The sequence below is a fragment of the Aquimarina sp. Aq78 genome, from assembly GCF_900299525.1.
In the GTDB taxonomy this organism is placed as follows: domain Bacteria; phylum Bacteroidota; class Bacteroidia; order Flavobacteriales; family Flavobacteriaceae; genus Aquimarina.
Genome location: NZ_OMKA01000029.1, coordinates 174,590 through 192,257 on the forward strand (window position 1 = coordinate 174,590; position 17,668 = coordinate 192,257).

The window sequence follows — 17,668 nt, forward strand, 5'->3', positions numbered from 1 at the left end:
GAACATCAAAACGTATGAGTTTCAATTTTGGTATTTATCGCTATTCAAAATAACATCAGAACCCGAAGTTTGTTCTATAGTAAAGGCTTCATTCATTAGAGAAACGTATATCAGTATAACTATATTAAAACAGTAAGAGCTGCCTAAAAAAAGCAGCTCTTACTAAATATATTTAGGATGTATTATAATTCTAACAATCCATTTGTCTTCTTAACACCTTCTGCACTTTCTGCAAGTTTAGCTTTTTCTGCATCGCTAAGCTCTATTTCTACAATCTTTTCGATTCCGTTTCTACCTAATACAACTGGCGCACCAATACAAAGATCATTTAATCCATATTCTCCTTCTAATAAGGTAGAACATGGGAAAATTTTCTTTTGATCACAAGCAATTGCCTGCACTAAGCCAGATACTGCTGCTCCCGGAGCATACCATGCAGATGTACCCAATAATTTGGTTAATGTAGCTCCACCAACCTTAGTATCTGCAGCTACTTGTTCTATTCTTTCTTCTGAAATAAATTCTGAAACAGGTACGCTATTTCTTGTAGCTAATCTTGTTAATGGCACCATACCTTTATCACTATGACCACCAATTACCATCCCATCAACATCAGAAATAGGAGCACCTAATGCTTCTGCTAATCTGTATTTAAAACGAGCACTATCCAAAGCACCACCCATACCAATGATTCTATTTTTAGGAAGATTGGTTGTTTTATGCACTAAATAGGTCATTGTATCCATAGGGTTACTAACCACAATAATAATAGCATTAGGAGAATGCTCTATCAAACTTGAAGATACTGTTTTAACAATACCTGCATTAATACCAATCAATTCCTCTCTTGTCATTCCTGGTTTACGAGGAATTCCTGAAGTAATTACAGCAATATCACTTCCTGCAGTTTTAGAATAATCTCCTGTAGTACCAGTGATTTTGGTATCAAACCCGTTTAAAGAAGCTGTTTGCATCAGATCCATCGCTTTTCCTTCTGCATATCCTTCTTTAATATCTAACACGACTACTTCTGAAGCAAAATTCTTTATTGCTATGTATTCAGCGCAACTAGCACCTACTGCACCAGCTCCTACTACTGTAACTTTCATGGTATATTTTTTTGAATGTAATTAAACTTATTTATTTCGCGAAAATACGAATTCTTTGATGAATTAATTAACAAATAGAGTGTTAATTACCAGCCAAAATTAAGTCCTAAAGAAAGGTTATTATAGTTTTGTAATGTATAATCCAAATTAGCTCTAAAAATACCAAACTGTACTTTTGCACCAATTGATGCTTTAACTCCTTTTGCTTTATTTTTCACACTTATTGGATCTGTTACTGTTTGTGAATTCAGTGGCCCATTTTGGATTTGATAAGTACCTAATAAATCTGCATCACTCGAACCAAAATAATACCCCAGCCCCCCATAAAAGTTTAAAACCGGTAATTTGGTGGATACAATACCTGTGATTAACCATGAATTAGTATTTAGACGTACTTCTTGGTCAGCACCTTCTATCCCACTGCTGGCATTAATATCATAAAAACCTTTTACATTGGTATATCCCAACAAAGCAGATAGTCTAACCGGCCATCTCTTTAGTGGAAAAACCCAATCGGTAAACTCATGCTGAAACGCAACACCGTATAACTGTATTTCGGCATCTTGTACTGCTTTAATCCTAGGTAAAAATCTAAGTTTTATTTCTGTACTTTTTATTAACCCCATTGATCCTTGAATAAACCCGTTTGGTAAAGAATTAATTTCAGAATCTCCGATACCATTTGGCAAAATAACTTCTAATTCTGTAGCTTGACCTCGATTTATTACTACTACTACCTCTTCTTGATTTACACCTAATGCATTTGCAACAGTCTGACTGCTTTGTCCATTTCTAAATGTTAAATCCGTATAATCCTGCACATTTAGAATAAAAGATTGTTTCTCTTCTCTTATAAAAGATAGGTTACCTACAATTCCTGCTTCGAAGTGCCATAATTTTTTTGTTTCTGCTGTATTATACCAACCATTTGACATAGCGTTTACTAAAGACTCTCCTGCAGATGCAAAATAATCTTCACTAAATCTCTGGGCATTTTCGATTCCTATTTCAAGAATTTGATCGATATCTGTTTGCGAAAACGTAGCGTGACCTAGAAGTAATGCCAACAGCAAAGTACATTTTTTCATAAGATTTGGGTTTAATGGGCATTGCAATATAAAAAAAATCCGCTATACCTTTATATAGCGGATCTTAAATATAATTTTAAACTATTATTTATGCATCAATATTTGCATACACAGCGTTCTTTTCGATAAACTCTCTACGTGGTGGTACTTCATCTCCCATTAACATAGAAAATATGCGATCTGCTTCTGTAAGATTATCAATGGTAACCTGACGCATCGTTCTAAATTCTGGATTCATAGTAGTATCCCATAACTGCTCTGCATTCATCTCTCCAAGACCTTTGTATCGTTGTATTTTCGAACTTTCTCCAAATTCTTGTACAATCAAATCTCGTTGATCATCATTCCATGCATATTGTTTTTTGGCTCCTTTTTTCACCAAATATAGTGGTGGTGCAGCTATATAAATGTGTCCTGCCTCAATAAGTTCTTTCATATAACGGAAAAAGAATGTGAGGATCAATGTAGAAATATGACTACCATCTACATCGGCATCACACATAATCACCACTTTATGATAGCGTAATTTTGACAGGTTTAATGCTTTACTATCTTCTTCGGTTCCGATAGTAACACCAAGAGCAGTAAAGATATTTTTGATTTCTTCATTTTCAAAAACCTTATGATGCATTGCTTTTTCTACATTCAATATCTTACCACGTAGTGGAAGAATTGCTTGAAACATACGATCACGTCCTTGTTTTGCTGTTCCACCTGCAGAATCTCCCTCAACCAAAAACACTTCACATAATGCAGGATCTTGTTCTGAACAATCAGAAAGTTTACCTGGCAAACCACCAATACTCATTACTGATTTACGTTGCACCATTTCACGTGCTTTTTTAGCAGCGTGGCGTGCTTGCGCAGCAAGGATTACTTTCTGAACAATAGTTTTAGCATCATTCGGATTCTCCTCAAGGTAATTCTCCAGCATTTCAGAAACAGCTTGCGAAACTGCAGAAGTAACTTCTCTATTTCCTAATTTAGTTTTGGTCTGCCCTTCAAATTGAGGCTCCTGAACTTTTACTGAAATGATAGCTGTTAATCCTTCACGGAAATCATCTCCAGCAATTTCAAATTTCAATTTATCTAACATCCCTGAAGCGTCTGCATATTTTTTAAGTGTAGCAGTTAAGCCTCTTCTAAAACCTGAAAGATGTGTTCCTCCCTCATGTGTATTAATATTATTCACATAAGAATGTAAATTCTCTGCATAAGAGTCATTATAGATCATCGCCACTTCTACAGGAATATCATTTTTCTCGCCTTCCATAGAAATCACATCTGCTATAATAGCACTACGACTTGTATCAAGAAATCGAACAAATTCTTTTAATCCTTCTTCAGAATGGAAAGTTTCAGTAACATCATTACCTTCATCATCCTGATGACGCTTATCTGTTAATGTAATTTTTATTCCTTTATTAAGGTATGCCAATTCACGCATACGACTTGCCAGAGTATCATAATTATATTCCAGAGTCTGCTGAAAAATCGTGGGATCTGGTCTAAAAGTAACTATAGTACCATTAAAATCTGTATCTCCTGTAGATTTAACTGGATATAATGGCTTACCCTTTTCATATTCCTGCTCCCATACTTTACCTTCTTTATGAACAAAAGCATGCAAGTGAGCTGATAATGCATTCACACAAGATACTCCTACCCCGTGAAGACCACCAGAAACCTTGTAAGAATCTTTATCGAATTTTCCTCCCGCACCTATTTTGGTCATTACAACCTCTAAAGCAGAAACACCTTCCTTTTTATGTATACCTATAGGAATACCCCTACCATTATCTCGTGTAGTAACAGAATTATCCTCATTAATAGTTACCTGTATAGCATCACAATGCCCTGCCAGTGCTTCATCAATTGAGTTATCTACTACTTCATACACCAAATGATGTAACCCTCGAGATCCAACGTCTCCAATATACATCGATGGACGCATACGTACATGCTCCATTCCTTCGAGTGCCTGAATACTATCGGCGGAGTAATTATTCTTATTAGCTTCTTCGCTCATAAATCCCTTATTAATTATTTTATTTTTTTGACAACAAACAAAGATAAAAAAAGAGTAAAAGGATCAAAGAGTTTTATCAAGAAGGATTTAACGAGTTATCAACAATTAATTAAGAATAGTACTAGAAAATCAAAAAACGCTCTTAAAAACGATAAAAAACCCCTTAAATCGAGTTTTAAGATAATTTGTGTTTTGCCAGATATTTATTAAATCACTCTAACCTCTTGTAAACAAATAAGAATTGACAAATTTCTTTTCGACAGCTCATTCTAAATTATAATATAAAAAACTAGTCATCATATTAACGCTTTCTTAAAGATTACAAAGAAACAGAAGTGTACAACTTGGTCGTACTGTCAGTATAAGTCTAATAGTTCATGAATTAAGGTACATTACTTCATAAAAACAAATCGAATCTTAAAGAAGGTTATAATTAATTGTAGCTTTCTTTTGCATTTAATTTTTATCCAAAAGTTATAGATAAAACAAAACCCTAAGAAAATATTCTTAGGGTTTTAATCTCAATTAACTCAACTTTCAGCTAAAATAAACTGTAATTTTTATTATATATTGACATCGTCGTAAGCTTCTTCATGTACATTAGCAATAGCTCTACCACTTGGATCATTCATATTCTTAAATGCTTCGTCCCATTCTAAAGCAATTTTTGTGCTACATGCTACCGATGGTTCTTGAGGAACACTCAATGCTGCCGTATCACTAGGAAAATGCCCTTCAAAAATAGTACGATAGTAAAATTCTTCTTTGTTTTGCGGAGTTTGTATTGGGAATCTAAAATGTGCATTTGCCATTTGTTCATCTGTAACTTCTACCTCAACAACTTCTTTCAATGTATCGATCCAACTATATCCTACTCCATCAGAGAATTGTTCTTTTTGTCTCCAGACTACACTTTCTGGTAAATAAGATTCAAAAGCTTTACGAATTACCCATTTTTCCATTCTCTCCCCATTGATCATTTTATCTTTTGGGTTAATTTTCATTGCAACATCCATAAACTCTTTGTCCAAAAATGGCACTCGCCCTTCGATTCCCCATGCTGCAAGCGATTTATTTGCTCGTAAACAATCATACATATGTAATTTATTGAGTTTACGCACAGTTTCTTCATGAAATTCTTTTGCGTTTGGTGCTTTATGAAAATATAAATATCCTCCAAAAATCTCATCAGCTCCTTCTCCCGATAGCACCATTTTTACTCCCATAGATTTTATAACCCTAGCCATCAAATACATTGGTGTAGAGGCTCTTATGGTAGTAATATCATAGGTCTCCAGGTTATAGATCACATCTTTTATCGCATCAAGACCTTCTCGAATGGTAAATTTTATTTCGTGATGAATGGTTCCAATATGATCAGCTACTTTTTGCGCAGCTTCCAAATCGGGGGAACCTTCTAATCCAACAGAAAACGAATGTAACTTTGGCCACCATGCATCTTTGGTGTCATTGGATTCTATTCGTTTTTCTGAATATTTTTTTGCAATAGCAGAAGTTACTGAAGAATCTAATCCGCCTGACAATAGAACACCGTAAGGAACATCAGACATTAATTGCCTATGAACAGCTGCCTCTAGAGCATCTCTAAGTTTATCGATACTGGTTTGATTTTCCTGTACTGCTTCATAATCAGACCAGTCTCTAACATACCATCTCTTTAAAGTTCCTTCTTCACTTGACAAATAATGTCCTGGAGGAAACAATTCTATTTTAGTACAAACTCCTTCTAGAGCCTTTAACTCAGATGCAACATAGAAAGTACCATTTTGATCCCATCCCATATATAGAGGAATAATCCCCATATGATCTCTTGAAATGAGGTATGTATCCTTTTCTACATCATATAATGCAAAAGCAAAAATACCATTAAGGTCATCTAAGAAATCCGCGCCTTTTTGTTCATATAGCGCTAAAATGATCTCACAATCAGATTCTGTTTGAAAATCATACGTTCCTTCGAACTGTTTCCGAAGTTCTCTATGGTTATAAATTTCTCCGTTAGCTGCTAGTACTAATTTATTATCTGCACTAAACAACGGTTGTTTACCAGAAACAGGGTCTACAATAGCCAATCTTTCATGGGCTAGTATTGCATTTTTGCTGGAGTATATCCCACTCCAATCCGGACCTCTATGTCTAATTTTTCTTGACATCTCTAGTAATTGAGGTCGTAACATCTCTGAATCTTGCTTTATATCAAAAGCACAAACAATTCCACACATATTCTTCGTTTTCTATTATTTGAAAGGTCAAAGATTGATTTATAGTTACAAAATAAAAACAATAAGCGATATATAACTTACAGATTGAAACAAAAAACACAATAAAACACAACAAAAAGAAACTTCACTAAGGATATAATCTTATGTATACTATCAAATCGTCATCTCAAACATTTAACACAATTTATAGACTCGATTAACATTTCAATTGTAAGTTCAACAATATCTTTACGTCTGTCATAAAAATTAAAATCACCATTATGAAAAAATCACTCTTATTAGTTATTATTATGTTTTTGGGTACGTTATCAAGTGTAAATGCTCAAAAATTTGCAGGACTGCAGAAAAGTCCAACGGATATTTCTTACGCTAAGAAAGACAGAAATGCCAAACCAGAGATTAAAGTTGTCTATAGTCGTCCACAAAAGAAAGGACGTAAAATTTTTGGTAGCTTAGCTGCATATGATAAAGTATGGAGAACTGGAGCCGATGAAGCAACCGAAATCAGATTCTCTCAGGATGTAAAAATGGGAGATAAAACTATCAAAGCAGGTACATATTCATTATTCACTATTCCTGGTGAAAAAGAATGGACTATTATTATCAATTCTGATCTGGATAGTTGGGGAGCCTACTCTTATGATAAAAGTAAAGATGTAGCTAGAATTAATGTTCCTGTTGGAAGTGGTGATGAACTAGAAGTTTTTTCTATAGCTTTCAAAAAAGTAGATAAAGGATACCACATGGTACTTGGATGGGACACTACTCGTGTAGCCGTACCATTTAATTTATAATAACAATTTACTTCATAAAAAAATAGCTTGAAAATATATTTTCAAGCTATTTTTTTCCTCAACTATTGTGTTTGTTCTTATCCCCAACAGAGATAATTAGTTCTTTTGTTATCTGTGAATAGCATGACCAGATGCTCCAGGTAACTCTCTTAGAAAATCCATTACAATTCTAAAAGTTAATCTAAATTTTGTGTAAAATAGCCCCATATGTTACGTTTAAAAATTAATATAATTATTACTCAAATATAACACCGATATAACTCGATGTCAATAAATTTATATATATTTTAGATATAAATCAAGATTTTATCGACAATAAGCACTAAAATTTCAATTCTAATAAATTAACCTCTAATACTTTGTCTTTTTATACAAGGATAATAGGGTAATTTTCCCCGATTCCTTAACATAAATTTTTAAAAGTTTATTCTTTTTCGTTTCATTTAATTTTCAAAATTGTCCCTCAACAATTTCAAAAAAATCTTATCTATGGATTGCATTACTGCAAGCCGATGGTAATTGTCTTAAAAAGGTTTTTAAAGCCTTAATATCAACAAAAAAAATACCGTAAAATAGCTTCATAATCTTTTGATTTAAATTTGTTATACAAAGATAATATCTATCTTGTTTGACCAATAAAAATTAACATCATCAAAACAGAATTTTAGACATAAAACATTTTTAAATCGCTATAATATCAAAAACAGATTTAACTATGTTAATTTTTGAAGTTTTTTCTTACATAATAAAAGTGAAATTTAGGGGTTTTCTCCCCCTTTTTTATCTTTAAATCCATTCAGTCAAGCCTTCTTCAACATACAAAACAACAAAAAAGCACAATTATACCTATATATTATTCTAAAAACGCGATTATTCTTTCCATCTCATAAATGCAAAAAAGAGATCATATCTAAATGATATTAGCATCTATCTTATATTCTTTGAATATTTTTCCTTTCAATTAAATATCGTCGTAATGGGAAATTAAAGAAAAAAATGAAGTCTAACAATTAAACTAATTATAGTGTATATGTGTAAAAAAACTCAAAATTAAGTTGGTCACTAAATGTAATAAGGTATTTCTGAGAAGTTATTGGTTTTACTCGGTAGCTGAAGTATTTGCGTTTACCCTAAATAAAAAATAGTAATCTTTGAAAAGAAGTATTTATATTAGATTAGATATAGTCCTTTTCTTATATACTATATCATCCTTTTCTTACTTACAAAAATTAGTAAGAGATTATTTCTCAAAACAATCTCTTACTAAGGATCTAAAAAATAAAACGACAGATAACAATAAACTACAATACCCATCATTATTTATTGATTGCATATTGAGATGCTCCTGGAAGATCTTTTAAAAAATTAATTACTACGTTAAAACTTAATCCGAAAATAGGGGTAAAATATTTCATAACTGTTTGGTTTTTAATTACAGTTACAAATTTATACCATATTTACATTGGTAAGTTCAAAAAATCGTTAACCGACCTAAAAGAAGAATTAAAACGACATTTACATTCGATGAAAGGTAAATTTCGTGTTCGTATCAAAAGTATATATATTACTTTATGTGATACTTATCTACGCATAGCATATAGAGATGCCCCTGGTAATTCCTTTATAAAACTAATAAAAGTTCTAAAAGTTAATCCAAATGTAGTGTATAAATTTTTCATAAGAAACTGATTTTAAATTGTTCATATAAATTTAAACACTACTAAAACAAGTGGTAAAACAAAAATGATAATTTCGATATAAATACTTAAAGAGCTGGGTAAAAAGTGTATAAAATACTGAAAAACCACAAGACATGTAGTCTTTTTCCTTCATGATAAATAATAAAATATGGGGAATTATCCCTGATATTGTGGAAAAACCATAATGCACTAACGATTAAGTACTTGTATTTTTACCCAAAAAAGCTTAAGAATCAGAAAGATAGATTTTTTTTAAGGAATATTTAAGTACTTATGAGTTTGAAGAGAAACTTTCCATTTTGGATTTTTCATAACATAATCCACAATCAGAGGAATGATTTTTTCGCGAACACTCCACTCGGGTTGAAGATACAATACACAATTATCAGAAACTTTGTCTGCTTGTTCTTCTGCAAATTCAAAATCACTTTTGTTATAAACGATGCATTTTAATTCATCAGCCTTTTTATAGACTTCTCCTTTTGGAAGTTTTACTTTTTTGGGAGAAAGGCAAATCCAGTCCCATTCTCCTGTTAGAGGGTAAGCACCAGAGGTTTCAATGTGAGTTTTAGCTCCTTTATCTTTAAGCCCCTGAGTTAGCAATGTCATATCCCAGGTAAGAGGTTCCCCTCCTGTAACTACAATCACATTACTATATTTTAGTGCATTTTCTACAATAACATTTGTATCTGTTGGAGGATGTAAATCTGCATTCCAGCTTTCTTTCACATCGCACCAATGACACCCAACATCACAACCACCTATTCTAACAAAATATGCTGCCGTTCCTTTATGAAAACCTTCTCCCTGAATAGTATAAAATTCTTCCATCAAAGGAAGCATCTTGCCATCATTCACCAATTTTTGTATACTCTTTTGCATAAGGCTGCAAATGTAAATAATATTAAATTACGATTTCAGAATAATTACATCTTAAAAGATTCTTCTAATCAAAATTATAAAATACTAACAAAAATTAGCTTAATCCGGTATCTATAACAGCATACTACATCATTATCTCTATTCAGATTTAACAGCAATGCATTCTATTTCGATCTTAGCACCAACTGCTAATCCTTTTGCTGCAAAGGTAGTTCGTGCCGGTTTTTGAGGGAAATAAGTTTTATACACTTCGTTAAAAGCAGAAAAATCTTCTATATCAGCCAAAATCACAGTACATTTCACTACATCCTCCATATTCATATCATGGTGTTCTAAAACTGCTTTGATATTTTCCAGAGTTTGTTTTGTTTCAGGTTGTATTCCTCCTGGTACCAATTTTCTTACACTATGATCTATTCCTACCTGACCAGACAGAAAATATAGATTTCCTACCTGTACGGCATCAGAAAAAGGAGCGGTTGATTTTTTAGGTTCGTGAGTTTTATGAAAAACCACTTCATCTACAGGCTTTATAACTTCTGTATTACAACTCATAAAAAAGGCAAAAAGGCAAATTATCAGTATTATTTTTTTCATGAATCTCGAATAATAAAAAATTAGTATTGTGATTTACTTTATATTAAAAGTAACTTATAATTTCTATAGAAAAGTTAAGATTCCTATTTTTATGCAAAATTATATTTAATTATGAGCGATAACCAGGCATTTCTTGAACATATTAACGAAGGTTATAAGACCAAAGGTGATTTCCTAACTATGGGAGCAGCCATGTACAATGGCGAAACAGTAACCGATGCTCATGTAAAAATCCCATTAAAAACATTAAATCGCCACGGGTTAATTGCTGGTGCTACTGGAACAGGCAAAACTAAGACTCTACAAGTACTAGCAGAAAACTTAAGCGAACAAGGAATACCTGTGCTCTTAATGGATATAAAAGGAGATCTTAGTGGGATTGCAGCTGCTAGTTCTGGTCATCCCAAAATTGATGAGCGTCATGAAAAAATAGGCATTCCATTCGAAGCCAAAGATTTTCCTGTAGAGATTTTATCTCTTTCTGATCAGGATGGTGTTCGACTTAGAGCCACAGTAAGTGAGTTTGGACCAGTTTTACTATCCAGAATTCTTGATGTTACGACAACACAAGCAGGAATTATCTCTGTCATATTTAAATATTGTGATGATAATAAATTGCCATTACTAGATCTAAAAGATCTAAAGAAAGTCTTACAATTTTCCACTCAAGAAGGTAAAAAGGAATTAGAAAAGGATTATGGACGTATTTCTACTGCATCTACAGGCTCCATTTTACGTAAAATAGTCGAATTAGAGCAACAAGGAGCAGATCTCTTTTTTGGTGAAAAATCTTTCGAAGTTCAGGATTTATGCAGGATCGATGAAAATGGTAGAGGTATAATCAATATCATTAGGCTAACAGACATACAGGATAAGCCAAAGTTGTTTTCTACATTTATGCTTAGTCTTCTTGCCGAAATATACGGTACTTTCCCAGAACAGGGAGATAGCGGAAGACCAGAGCTAGTTATCTTTCTTGATGAGGCTCATCTAATTTTTAAAGAAGCTTCTAACGCACTTATGGGCCAGATCGAGAGTATTGTAAAATTAATACGATCCAAAGGTGTAGGCCTTTATTTTGTAACTCAAAATCCAACTGATGTTCCTGATGGGGTTTTGAGTCAATTAGGACTCAAAGTTCAGCATGCACTTAGAGCGTTTACTGCCAAGGACAGAAAAGCGATTAAACTTACTGCAGAGAATTATCCAATTTCAGAATACTATGACACTAAAGAAATACTTACTTCTTTAGGAATTGGTGAAGCCTTGGTATCTGCCCTTGATGAAAAGGGACGCCCTACTCCACTGGCAGCAACTATGCTACGCGCTCCTATGAGTCGAATGGATATACTAAGTGATGGCGAACTAAAAACTTTACTTAAAAAATCAAAGCTTATCCCAAAGTATAATGAAGAAATAGATAGAGAAAGTGCCTATGAGCTGTTAAATGAAAAAATTGAGAAAGCCGAAGCAAAAGAAGCAAAAGCAGCCGCCAAAAAAGAAAGAGAAAAGCTAAATAAAAGTTCATCCAGCTCTCGATCAAGAAACAGAAGAACCAGTGCTACAGAAAAAGCAGTAATCAAAGTACTAACCAGTGCTACTTTTATTAGAGGGGCTTTAGGAGTACTGAATAAGTTATTGAAATAATTTACGTTTATAGTTTAACAAATCATTTAATCATCTAGTTATGGCAAAGAGAATGTTGAAAATTCTTCTTATTTCACTATTAATGTATAGCTGTCAGAAAGAAAAAAAACAAGACCCTTTTGAGATTACTAATAATAGAATAGGGTTATTAACCAACGAAATACAGGTCAAAGAATTAGACTCTATCTATGCCAATGATTCTATTGCAAAGAGGGCTACAGGAGATCAGTTTCTAAATAATGCAAATGAAATCGAGGTTTATGAAAAAGGAGGAGTAAAATTATTAGTTTTAGAAGCTCAAAAAGAATCAGATCCAACATCTACTATAGAAAACATTCAAATTGTAGATCCTAGATACAAAACTGCTTCGGGCTTATCTTCTAATGGTATTTTCAAAGACATAAAAGATCATTACAAGATCTCAAAAATTAACAATACACTAAGTACAGCTGTGATATTTGTAGATAGTATTCAGGCCTATTTTACTATTGATAAAAAAGAGTTATCAAAAAAGTTTCAATCTACTACAGATATAGAAATAACAGCTACAGATATACCAGATGCTGCAAAAATCAAACATTTCTGGATAAGTTGGGAGGCAGCGAATTAAAAAGCAAAAAAAATGAGTAAAAAATATTATATCCAAAAATCCCCTTTTATTGTTCCCACTACGGATGGAAAGTTAATAGAAGAGCATTTTGGCATGGCTACTGATCAAAATTCCCAAATTAGCATAGCACATATGATTGCTCCACCTCATTGGAGTGAGCCTTTTCAAACTCCAGAGTTTGATGAATACACCTATATTATTAGAGGCAAAAAACAATTTATTATAGACGGTGAAAAAATAATATTAGAATCAGGGCAATCTATTAAAATCAAAAAAAACACAAGAATTCAATATACTAACCCTTTTAATGAAGAATGTGAGTATCTTGCCATTTGTCTCCCTGCATTTACTATGGAAGCAGTACACCGCGAAGATGAATGATAGAAAAATATAAAAAATACTTACCTCATATAATTGGAAAATACATCCAGTTTCTTTTCTTTTTTTATCCAAAAAAGGCAATCAATAAAGCATACATCTTATTCTGTACCCCAAGAAAAGGTAAAATATTACCCGAACAAGAAGATTTTCTAGAAGAAGCAGAAGACGAAATGGTTCTTATTGATACTATTTATATACAGACCTATAGATGGTCAAGTATGGGGGAAACGATTTTATTAGTTCATGGATGGGAGAGCAATACGCATCGATGGAAGGTACTTATACAAAAATTACACAAAAGAGGATTTAATGTAATTGCTTTTGATGCTCCGGCACATGGTAATTCTACAGGAAAAATATTAAACGTTCCTTTATACACTAAGTGCCTTCAAAAAATAGTTGAACTCTATCGACCTAATCATATGATTGGGCATTCTGTAGGTGGTATGACAACTATATTTCATCAATATACCTACCCAAATAAAGAAATAGAGAAATTAATAGTACTGGCACCTCCTTCAGAATTGTCCAGGATCATGAAAGGATATCAGGAAATATTAAAGCTTTCTCCAAAATTTATGAAAGCATTAAATCAATATTTCAAAGAAAAACATGGTTTCTATTTTGAAGAATTCTCGATGACAAGTTTTGCTAAAAACCTAGCACTTAATGGGCTTTTAATTCATGATAAAAATGATGATATCGCTCCTTATAGCGAAGCCGAAGGTATTAGCAAAAATTGGAACAATGCCCAATTTATTACTACAGAAGATTATGGTCACTCTCTGTTTTTTGATGAAGTTGATGATATGATTATTGATTTTTTGAAAGCATAAGACGTAAACAAATTCTAATAGCATCTTTTTTTAGAAAAAAAGCACTTCCCTCATTTAAAAGCACCGTTTACTCATTACTGTTTTCCTAAAACCCATCTTCAACATAGATTTACGATAAATCTAAATCATGAAAAATTTAATTTACATCTTCCTAGTATTCTCTAATTCTTTCGCCTTTGCACAAATTAGAGGAAACGCAACAATTATTTCCAGGCAAAATATAATTGCTCCTGCAGAATTGGCAAATGCTGATATTTATGGAAATCAAATACAACAATTCAGGCAAAAGGATTTAATACCGAACCCAGTAATAACAATCGATGCTAAAGTGTTAAACAATATTGTTGCCGATTCGTATACGGCAATTTTTAATATCGTTCAAATTGGAAAAACATCTCAAGAAACCAATACACTAATGAAAGAGAGAGTAGCAAAAGTAAAAGATGGATTGCGTACTAAAGGTATTTTGGAGGGAGATATTATTATAGATGTCATATCATTTGTTCCTGTATACGAAACTGTTGTAGAAAAAAAGTTATTTAGCAAAAAATATAATGAAGTTCCTAAAGGTTTTGAATTACAACAAAATATCCATGTAAAATTCACTAATGTAAATCAATTTGAAAAAATACTTGCTACCTGCGCAAATAACGAAATTTATAATCTTGTCAAAGTAGATTATTTCATAAACGATATACAAACCGTATACAAACAACTACGTACAGAAATATTGAAAACCCTAAAAGAGAAAAAACAATTCTATACAGATTTAGGTTTTGACTTAACATCATATCACCCAACAATTGCTGATACCAAATATTGTCATTTTCCAAAAGAATTTTATAAAAACTACCAAGCTTTTCATAGTACCTCTTTAGAAACACTTAATAAAAAACAAGGGATTGTGACTGCAAAAAAACAAACCACATATTATTATGATCCTATCACTTATAAAGATTATGATATGGTTATAAATACGTCAATAGTTGAACCTGTTGTGCAAATAGGTATGGAAATAAAACTACAGTACACACCTATACCAAAAGAGCAAAAACCAATTGAAAAAGAAATTACAAATCCGAAATATTTCTTAATCTCACCAGATGGAAACATCGATATTAAAGAATTAAAATTAAACTAATACCATTTATCATTTTGTTATAACCGTTATCTTTAAATGTTATCTTTGTCCATTATTTATATTTTATGCTTGAAAAAACTTTCACAAGACTTAATAAATATCTAAGCGAAGTTGGCTATTGCTCACGTCGTGAGGCAGATAAATTAATTGACCAGGGGCGTGTAACCATTAATGGTAAAGTGCCAGAAATGGGAACCAAAGTTACTCCCGATGATATTGTTCGGGTAGATGGTGAATTAATAAATAAACCTAAAGAAAAACACGTATATCTTGCTTTTAATAAACCTGTTGGCATAGTTTGCACAACAGCACAAAATGAAAAGGATAATATTGTTGATTATATTAATTATACTAAACGTATTTTTCCTATTGGTCGATTAGACAAACCTAGTGAAGGGCTTATTTTTTTAACTAGTGATGGAGATATAGTTAATAAAATTCTTAGAGCGAGAAATAATCACGAAAAAGAATATGTAGTAACAGTAAATAAATTGATTAGTCCATTATTTATAAAGCGAATGAGTAATGGAGTTCCGATTCTCGATACTATAACCCGTAAATGCGAAGTAGAACAAATTAGCAAATATGATTTTAAAATCGTGTTGACCCAGGGGCTTAATCGTCAAATTCGTAGAATGTGCGAATACCTCGGGTATGAAGTGGTAAAGCTAAAGCGAATTAGAATCATGAACGTCCCTCTTGATGTTCCTACAGGAGAATGGAGATATTTAACAGAAAAAGAATTAGGAGTTCTTAATGCTGATGTTGGAGATTCGAGTAAAACAGAAGAGGCTTCTGTACTAGAAGACACCAAACCAAAAAAAAACACGAATAACTCAAGACGGTTTACCACTAAAAACGACAAAAAAGGAAATTCTGACAAAAGAAGTTCTCGCACATCAAGAGATAAAAAACGAAGAGATCGAAGAAACTAACCTTTTTCTCGCTGTTAATTATATCTTAATTTCCCCTTTCCTAAGTTTTTCCCTTTTTTAAAATACCTAAATTGTCTTACTAATCAATTCTCAATCCCATGATCCGAATACTTTTTTCTTTATTTTTTTTGGTAAGTATTGTAACCTGGAGTCAGTCAGAATATGAACCTTCAGAAGCATATCCTTTTGGGCAACCAAATCCCAAAGCACCAAAAGAAATTCTGGATTTTGCACCTCTTATAGGAAATTGTAATTGTATCTCACAAACCAGAAATCAAGATCGTACCTGGGGAGAACCGAATAAAATGACCTGGGAATTTAAGTATATTATGAACGGAATGGCTATTCAAGATCAAACATTAAAAGCAGATGGTCGACACTCTGGTAGCATAAGACAATTTAATGCAGATAGTAGTCAATGGTATGTGCATTATTATTCATCGGCAAGAGCAACTCCTGTACTTTCTTCCTGGAAAGGAAATAAAAAAGAAGGAAAAATTATTTTATATCGTAAACAAAAAGCTCCTAATGGCATGGATGGTTTTTCTAAACTTAATTTTTATGATATTAATGACAATGGATTTAAATGGCTAGGCGAATGGGTAGATACAAATGAGACCATTTCTTTTCCGACCTGGAAAATTGAATGCGTTAGACAAGAAAACACAGAACAACTCTTTGATGAAGAACTAATAAGAGCTGAGGCAAAAGCATTTTCTGATGCTTACCTAAGACAAGATTATGAAGCTATTGCAAAAGCATATACGGATAACGCAAAGATATTTCCAACCAATGCACCAATCATTAAAGGATATGAAGCTATTAAAAAAAGATGGTCGGGATCTAGCGGTTATACTCCTATTGAACATGAAATTATTCCTGAAGAAATTGTAATTCTTGGGGATACTGCTCATGATTATGGGATATATAAAGGAAAAAACAAAAATGACGATGGAACAGAAATAACATATGAAGGAAAATATGTGGTCATCTGGAAAAAAGTTGACAATCAATGGAAAATGTATCTGGACATCTGGAATAGAATAAAAAAATAACCATAATAATTGCATTAGAAAATGAATATTTTATCTCCTTTCCATCTGGCGATTCCTGTTCACAATTTAGAAAATGCCAGAAACTTTTATAAAAATATTCTGGAACTTGAAGAAGGTAGAAGTAGTGATCATTGGGTTGATTTTAATTTCTTTGGACATCAATTGGTCATCCATTACAAACCAAAAACAGGCTTAGAAGATAATCATAACAATTTGGTAGATGGTAAAGATGTTCCTGTTCCTCATTTTGGAATTATTCTGGAATGGAGTATCTGGCAAAATCTTGCAAAAAAACTATCTGACAAAAATATTCAATTCGTTATTGACCCCTATATTAGGTTTAAAGGAGAAGTTGGAGAACAAGCAACTATGTTCTTTTATGACCCTTGCGGTAATGCACTAGAGTTCAAGTCATTTAAAGATACAGCCCAAATTTTTGCAAAATAGAGAATCCTTATATTCCCAATAATAGGTTAAAAAAATAATATTTTTCAAATAAAATGTAAGTATATTCCTACTCAACCCTTAAGATTTAAGTATAAATTACGTATTATAAAGGATTTTCATTATATTAGGGCTAAAACCAACTTTTTTACTGTTTTTTAACACATTTAACATAAA

15 protein-coding genes are annotated in these 17,668 nt (G+C 32.5%); 9 read left to right on the forward strand and 6 right to left on the reverse strand.

Annotated features, from left to right (window positions below; translation table 11 throughout):
* Positions 1 to 182: 182 nt before the first annotated feature.
* From mdh to asnB, 4 genes are all read right to left on the reverse strand, one after another.
* Positions 183 to 1,109: a malate dehydrogenase gene (mdh, locus tag DG435_RS20265; RefSeq protein WP_024768958.1), complete on the reverse strand. Its 927-nt coding sequence runs from the start codon at positions 1,107 to 1,109 to the stop codon at positions 183 to 185.
* A gap of 86 nt (positions 1,110 to 1,195) precedes the next feature.
* Positions 1,196 to 2,197: a DUF6588 family protein gene (locus DG435_RS20270; protein WP_106794095.1), complete on the reverse strand. Its 1,002-nt coding sequence runs from the start codon at positions 2,195 to 2,197 to the stop codon at positions 1,196 to 1,198.
* An 88-nt stretch (positions 2,198 to 2,285) separates the two neighbouring features.
* The gene (gyrB, locus tag DG435_RS20275) at positions 2,286 to 4,226 is read right to left on the reverse strand and encodes a DNA topoisomerase (ATP-hydrolyzing) subunit B (protein WP_106794094.1); all 1,941 of its coding nucleotides are present in this window, start codon (positions 4,224 to 4,226) and stop codon (positions 2,286 to 2,288) included.
* 563 nt (positions 4,227 to 4,789) lie between these two features.
* Entirely contained in the window at positions 4,790 to 6,469 is a 1,680-nt protein-coding gene (gene asnB / locus DG435_RS20280; protein WP_106794093.1) for an asparagine synthase B, read from the reverse strand.
* Positions 6,470 to 6,729: 260 nt separating this feature from the next.
* On the opposite strand from asnB, the gene DG435_RS20285 reads away from it, so the two are divergent.
* A complete protein-coding gene (locus tag DG435_RS20285; protein ID WP_106794092.1) occupies positions 6,730 to 7,263 on the forward strand; it encodes a DUF2911 domain-containing protein in 534 nt (177 codons plus the stop codon).
* Positions 7,264 to 9,215: 1,952 nt separating this feature from the next.
* On the opposite strand, the gene DG435_RS20290 is transcribed toward DG435_RS20285, so the two are convergent.
* A complete protein-coding gene (locus DG435_RS20290; RefSeq protein WP_106794091.1) occupies positions 9,216 to 9,845 on the reverse strand; it encodes a 7-carboxy-7-deazaguanine synthase QueE in 630 nt (209 codons plus the stop codon).
* Between the two features lie 138 nt (positions 9,846 to 9,983).
* A complete protein-coding gene (locus DG435_RS20295) occupies positions 9,984 to 10,442 on the reverse strand; it encodes a RidA family protein (RefSeq protein ID WP_106794090.1) in 459 nt (152 codons plus the stop codon).
* A 111-nt stretch (positions 10,443 to 10,553) separates the two neighbouring features.
* Here DG435_RS20295 and DG435_RS20300 point away from each other — a divergent pair, with 111 nt between their 5' ends.
* The 8 genes from DG435_RS20300 (at position 10,554) to DG435_RS20335 (ending at position 17,494) form a co-directional block, all read left to right on the forward strand.
* Positions 10,554 to 12,089 (forward strand): helicase HerA-like domain-containing protein, encoded by a 1,536-nt coding sequence (locus tag DG435_RS20300; protein ID WP_106794089.1) that lies wholly within the window; start codon positions 10,554 to 10,556, stop codon positions 12,087 to 12,089.
* Positions 12,090 to 12,129: 40 nt separating this feature from the next.
* On the forward strand, positions 12,130 to 12,699 hold the full coding sequence (locus DG435_RS20305; protein ID WP_106794088.1) for a hypothetical protein: 570 nt from the start codon (positions 12,130 to 12,132) through the stop codon (positions 12,697 to 12,699).
* Between the two features lie 12 nt (positions 12,700 to 12,711).
* Complete coding sequence (locus tag DG435_RS20310) at positions 12,712 to 13,080, forward strand: cupin domain-containing protein (RefSeq protein ID WP_106794087.1); 369 nt, start codon at positions 12,712 to 12,714, stop codon at positions 13,078 to 13,080.
* Positions 13,077 to 13,916 (forward strand): alpha/beta hydrolase, encoded by an 840-nt coding sequence (locus DG435_RS20315; RefSeq protein WP_106794086.1) that lies wholly within the window; start codon positions 13,077 to 13,079, stop codon positions 13,914 to 13,916. The genes DG435_RS20310 and DG435_RS20315 overlap by 4 nt, the downstream gene beginning before the upstream one ends.
* 127 nt (positions 13,917 to 14,043) lie before the next feature.
* A complete protein-coding gene (locus DG435_RS20320; RefSeq protein WP_106794085.1) occupies positions 14,044 to 15,057 on the forward strand; it encodes an SIMPL domain-containing protein in 1,014 nt (337 codons plus the stop codon).
* Positions 15,058 to 15,122: 65 nt separating this feature from the next.
* Complete coding sequence (gene rluF, locus DG435_RS20325) at positions 15,123 to 15,992, forward strand: 23S rRNA pseudouridine(2604) synthase RluF (protein ID WP_106794084.1); 870 nt, start codon at positions 15,123 to 15,125, stop codon at positions 15,990 to 15,992.
* Between the two features lie 98 nt (positions 15,993 to 16,090).
* A complete protein-coding gene (locus DG435_RS25715; protein WP_106794083.1) occupies positions 16,091 to 17,047 on the forward strand; it encodes a DUF4440 domain-containing protein in 957 nt (318 codons plus the stop codon).
* A 21-nt stretch (positions 17,048 to 17,068) separates the two neighbouring features.
* Complete coding sequence (locus DG435_RS20335; protein WP_106794082.1) at positions 17,069 to 17,494, forward strand: VOC family protein; 426 nt, start codon at positions 17,069 to 17,071, stop codon at positions 17,492 to 17,494.
* The last annotated feature ends 174 nt before the right edge of the window (positions 17,495 to 17,668 follow it).

What these genes read in the sequence shown, in the direction of transcription:
- DG435_RS25715 (WP_106794083.1), top strand. Translation starts at nt 16,091, where the DNA reads ATGATCCGAATACTTTTTTCTTTATTTTTTTTGGTAAGTATTGTAACC.
- gyrB (WP_106794094.1), bottom strand. Translation starts at nt 4,226, where the DNA reads ATGAGCGAAGAAGCTAATAAGAATAATTACTCCGCCGATAGTATTCAG.
- mdh (WP_024768958.1), bottom strand. Translation starts at nt 1,109, where the DNA reads ATGAAAGTTACAGTAGTAGGAGCTGGTGCAGTAGGTGCTAGTTGCGCT.
- DG435_RS20335 (WP_106794082.1), top strand. Translation starts at nt 17,069, where the DNA reads ATGAATATTTTATCTCCTTTCCATCTGGCGATTCCTGTTCACAATTTA.
- DG435_RS20310 (WP_106794087.1), top strand. Translation starts at nt 12,712, where the DNA reads ATGAGTAAAAAATATTATATCCAAAAATCCCCTTTTATTGTTCCCACT.
- DG435_RS20320 (WP_106794085.1), top strand. Translation starts at nt 14,044, where the DNA reads ATGAAAAATTTAATTTACATCTTCCTAGTATTCTCTAATTCTTTCGCC.
- DG435_RS20315 (WP_106794086.1), top strand. Translation starts at nt 13,077, where the DNA reads ATGATAGAAAAATATAAAAAATACTTACCTCATATAATTGGAAAATAC.
- DG435_RS20295 (WP_106794090.1), bottom strand. Translation starts at nt 10,442, where the DNA reads ATGAAAAAAATAATACTGATAATTTGCCTTTTTGCCTTTTTTATGAGT.
- DG435_RS20285 (WP_106794092.1), top strand. Translation starts at nt 6,730, where the DNA reads ATGAAAAAATCACTCTTATTAGTTATTATTATGTTTTTGGGTACGTTA.
- asnB (WP_106794093.1), bottom strand. Translation starts at nt 6,469, where the DNA reads ATGTGTGGAATTGTTTGTGCTTTTGATATAAAGCAAGATTCAGAGATG.
- DG435_RS20305 (WP_106794088.1), top strand. Translation starts at nt 12,130, where the DNA reads ATGGCAAAGAGAATGTTGAAAATTCTTCTTATTTCACTATTAATGTAT.
- DG435_RS20270 (WP_106794095.1), bottom strand. Translation starts at nt 2,197, where the DNA reads ATGAAAAAATGTACTTTGCTGTTGGCATTACTTCTAGGTCACGCTACG.
- rluF (WP_106794084.1), top strand. Translation starts at nt 15,123, where the DNA reads ATGCTTGAAAAAACTTTCACAAGACTTAATAAATATCTAAGCGAAGTT.
- DG435_RS20290 (WP_106794091.1), bottom strand. Translation starts at nt 9,845, where the DNA reads ATGCAAAAGAGTATACAAAAATTGGTGAATGATGGCAAGATGCTTCCT.
- DG435_RS20300 (WP_106794089.1), top strand. Translation starts at nt 10,554, where the DNA reads ATGAGCGATAACCAGGCATTTCTTGAACATATTAACGAAGGTTATAAG.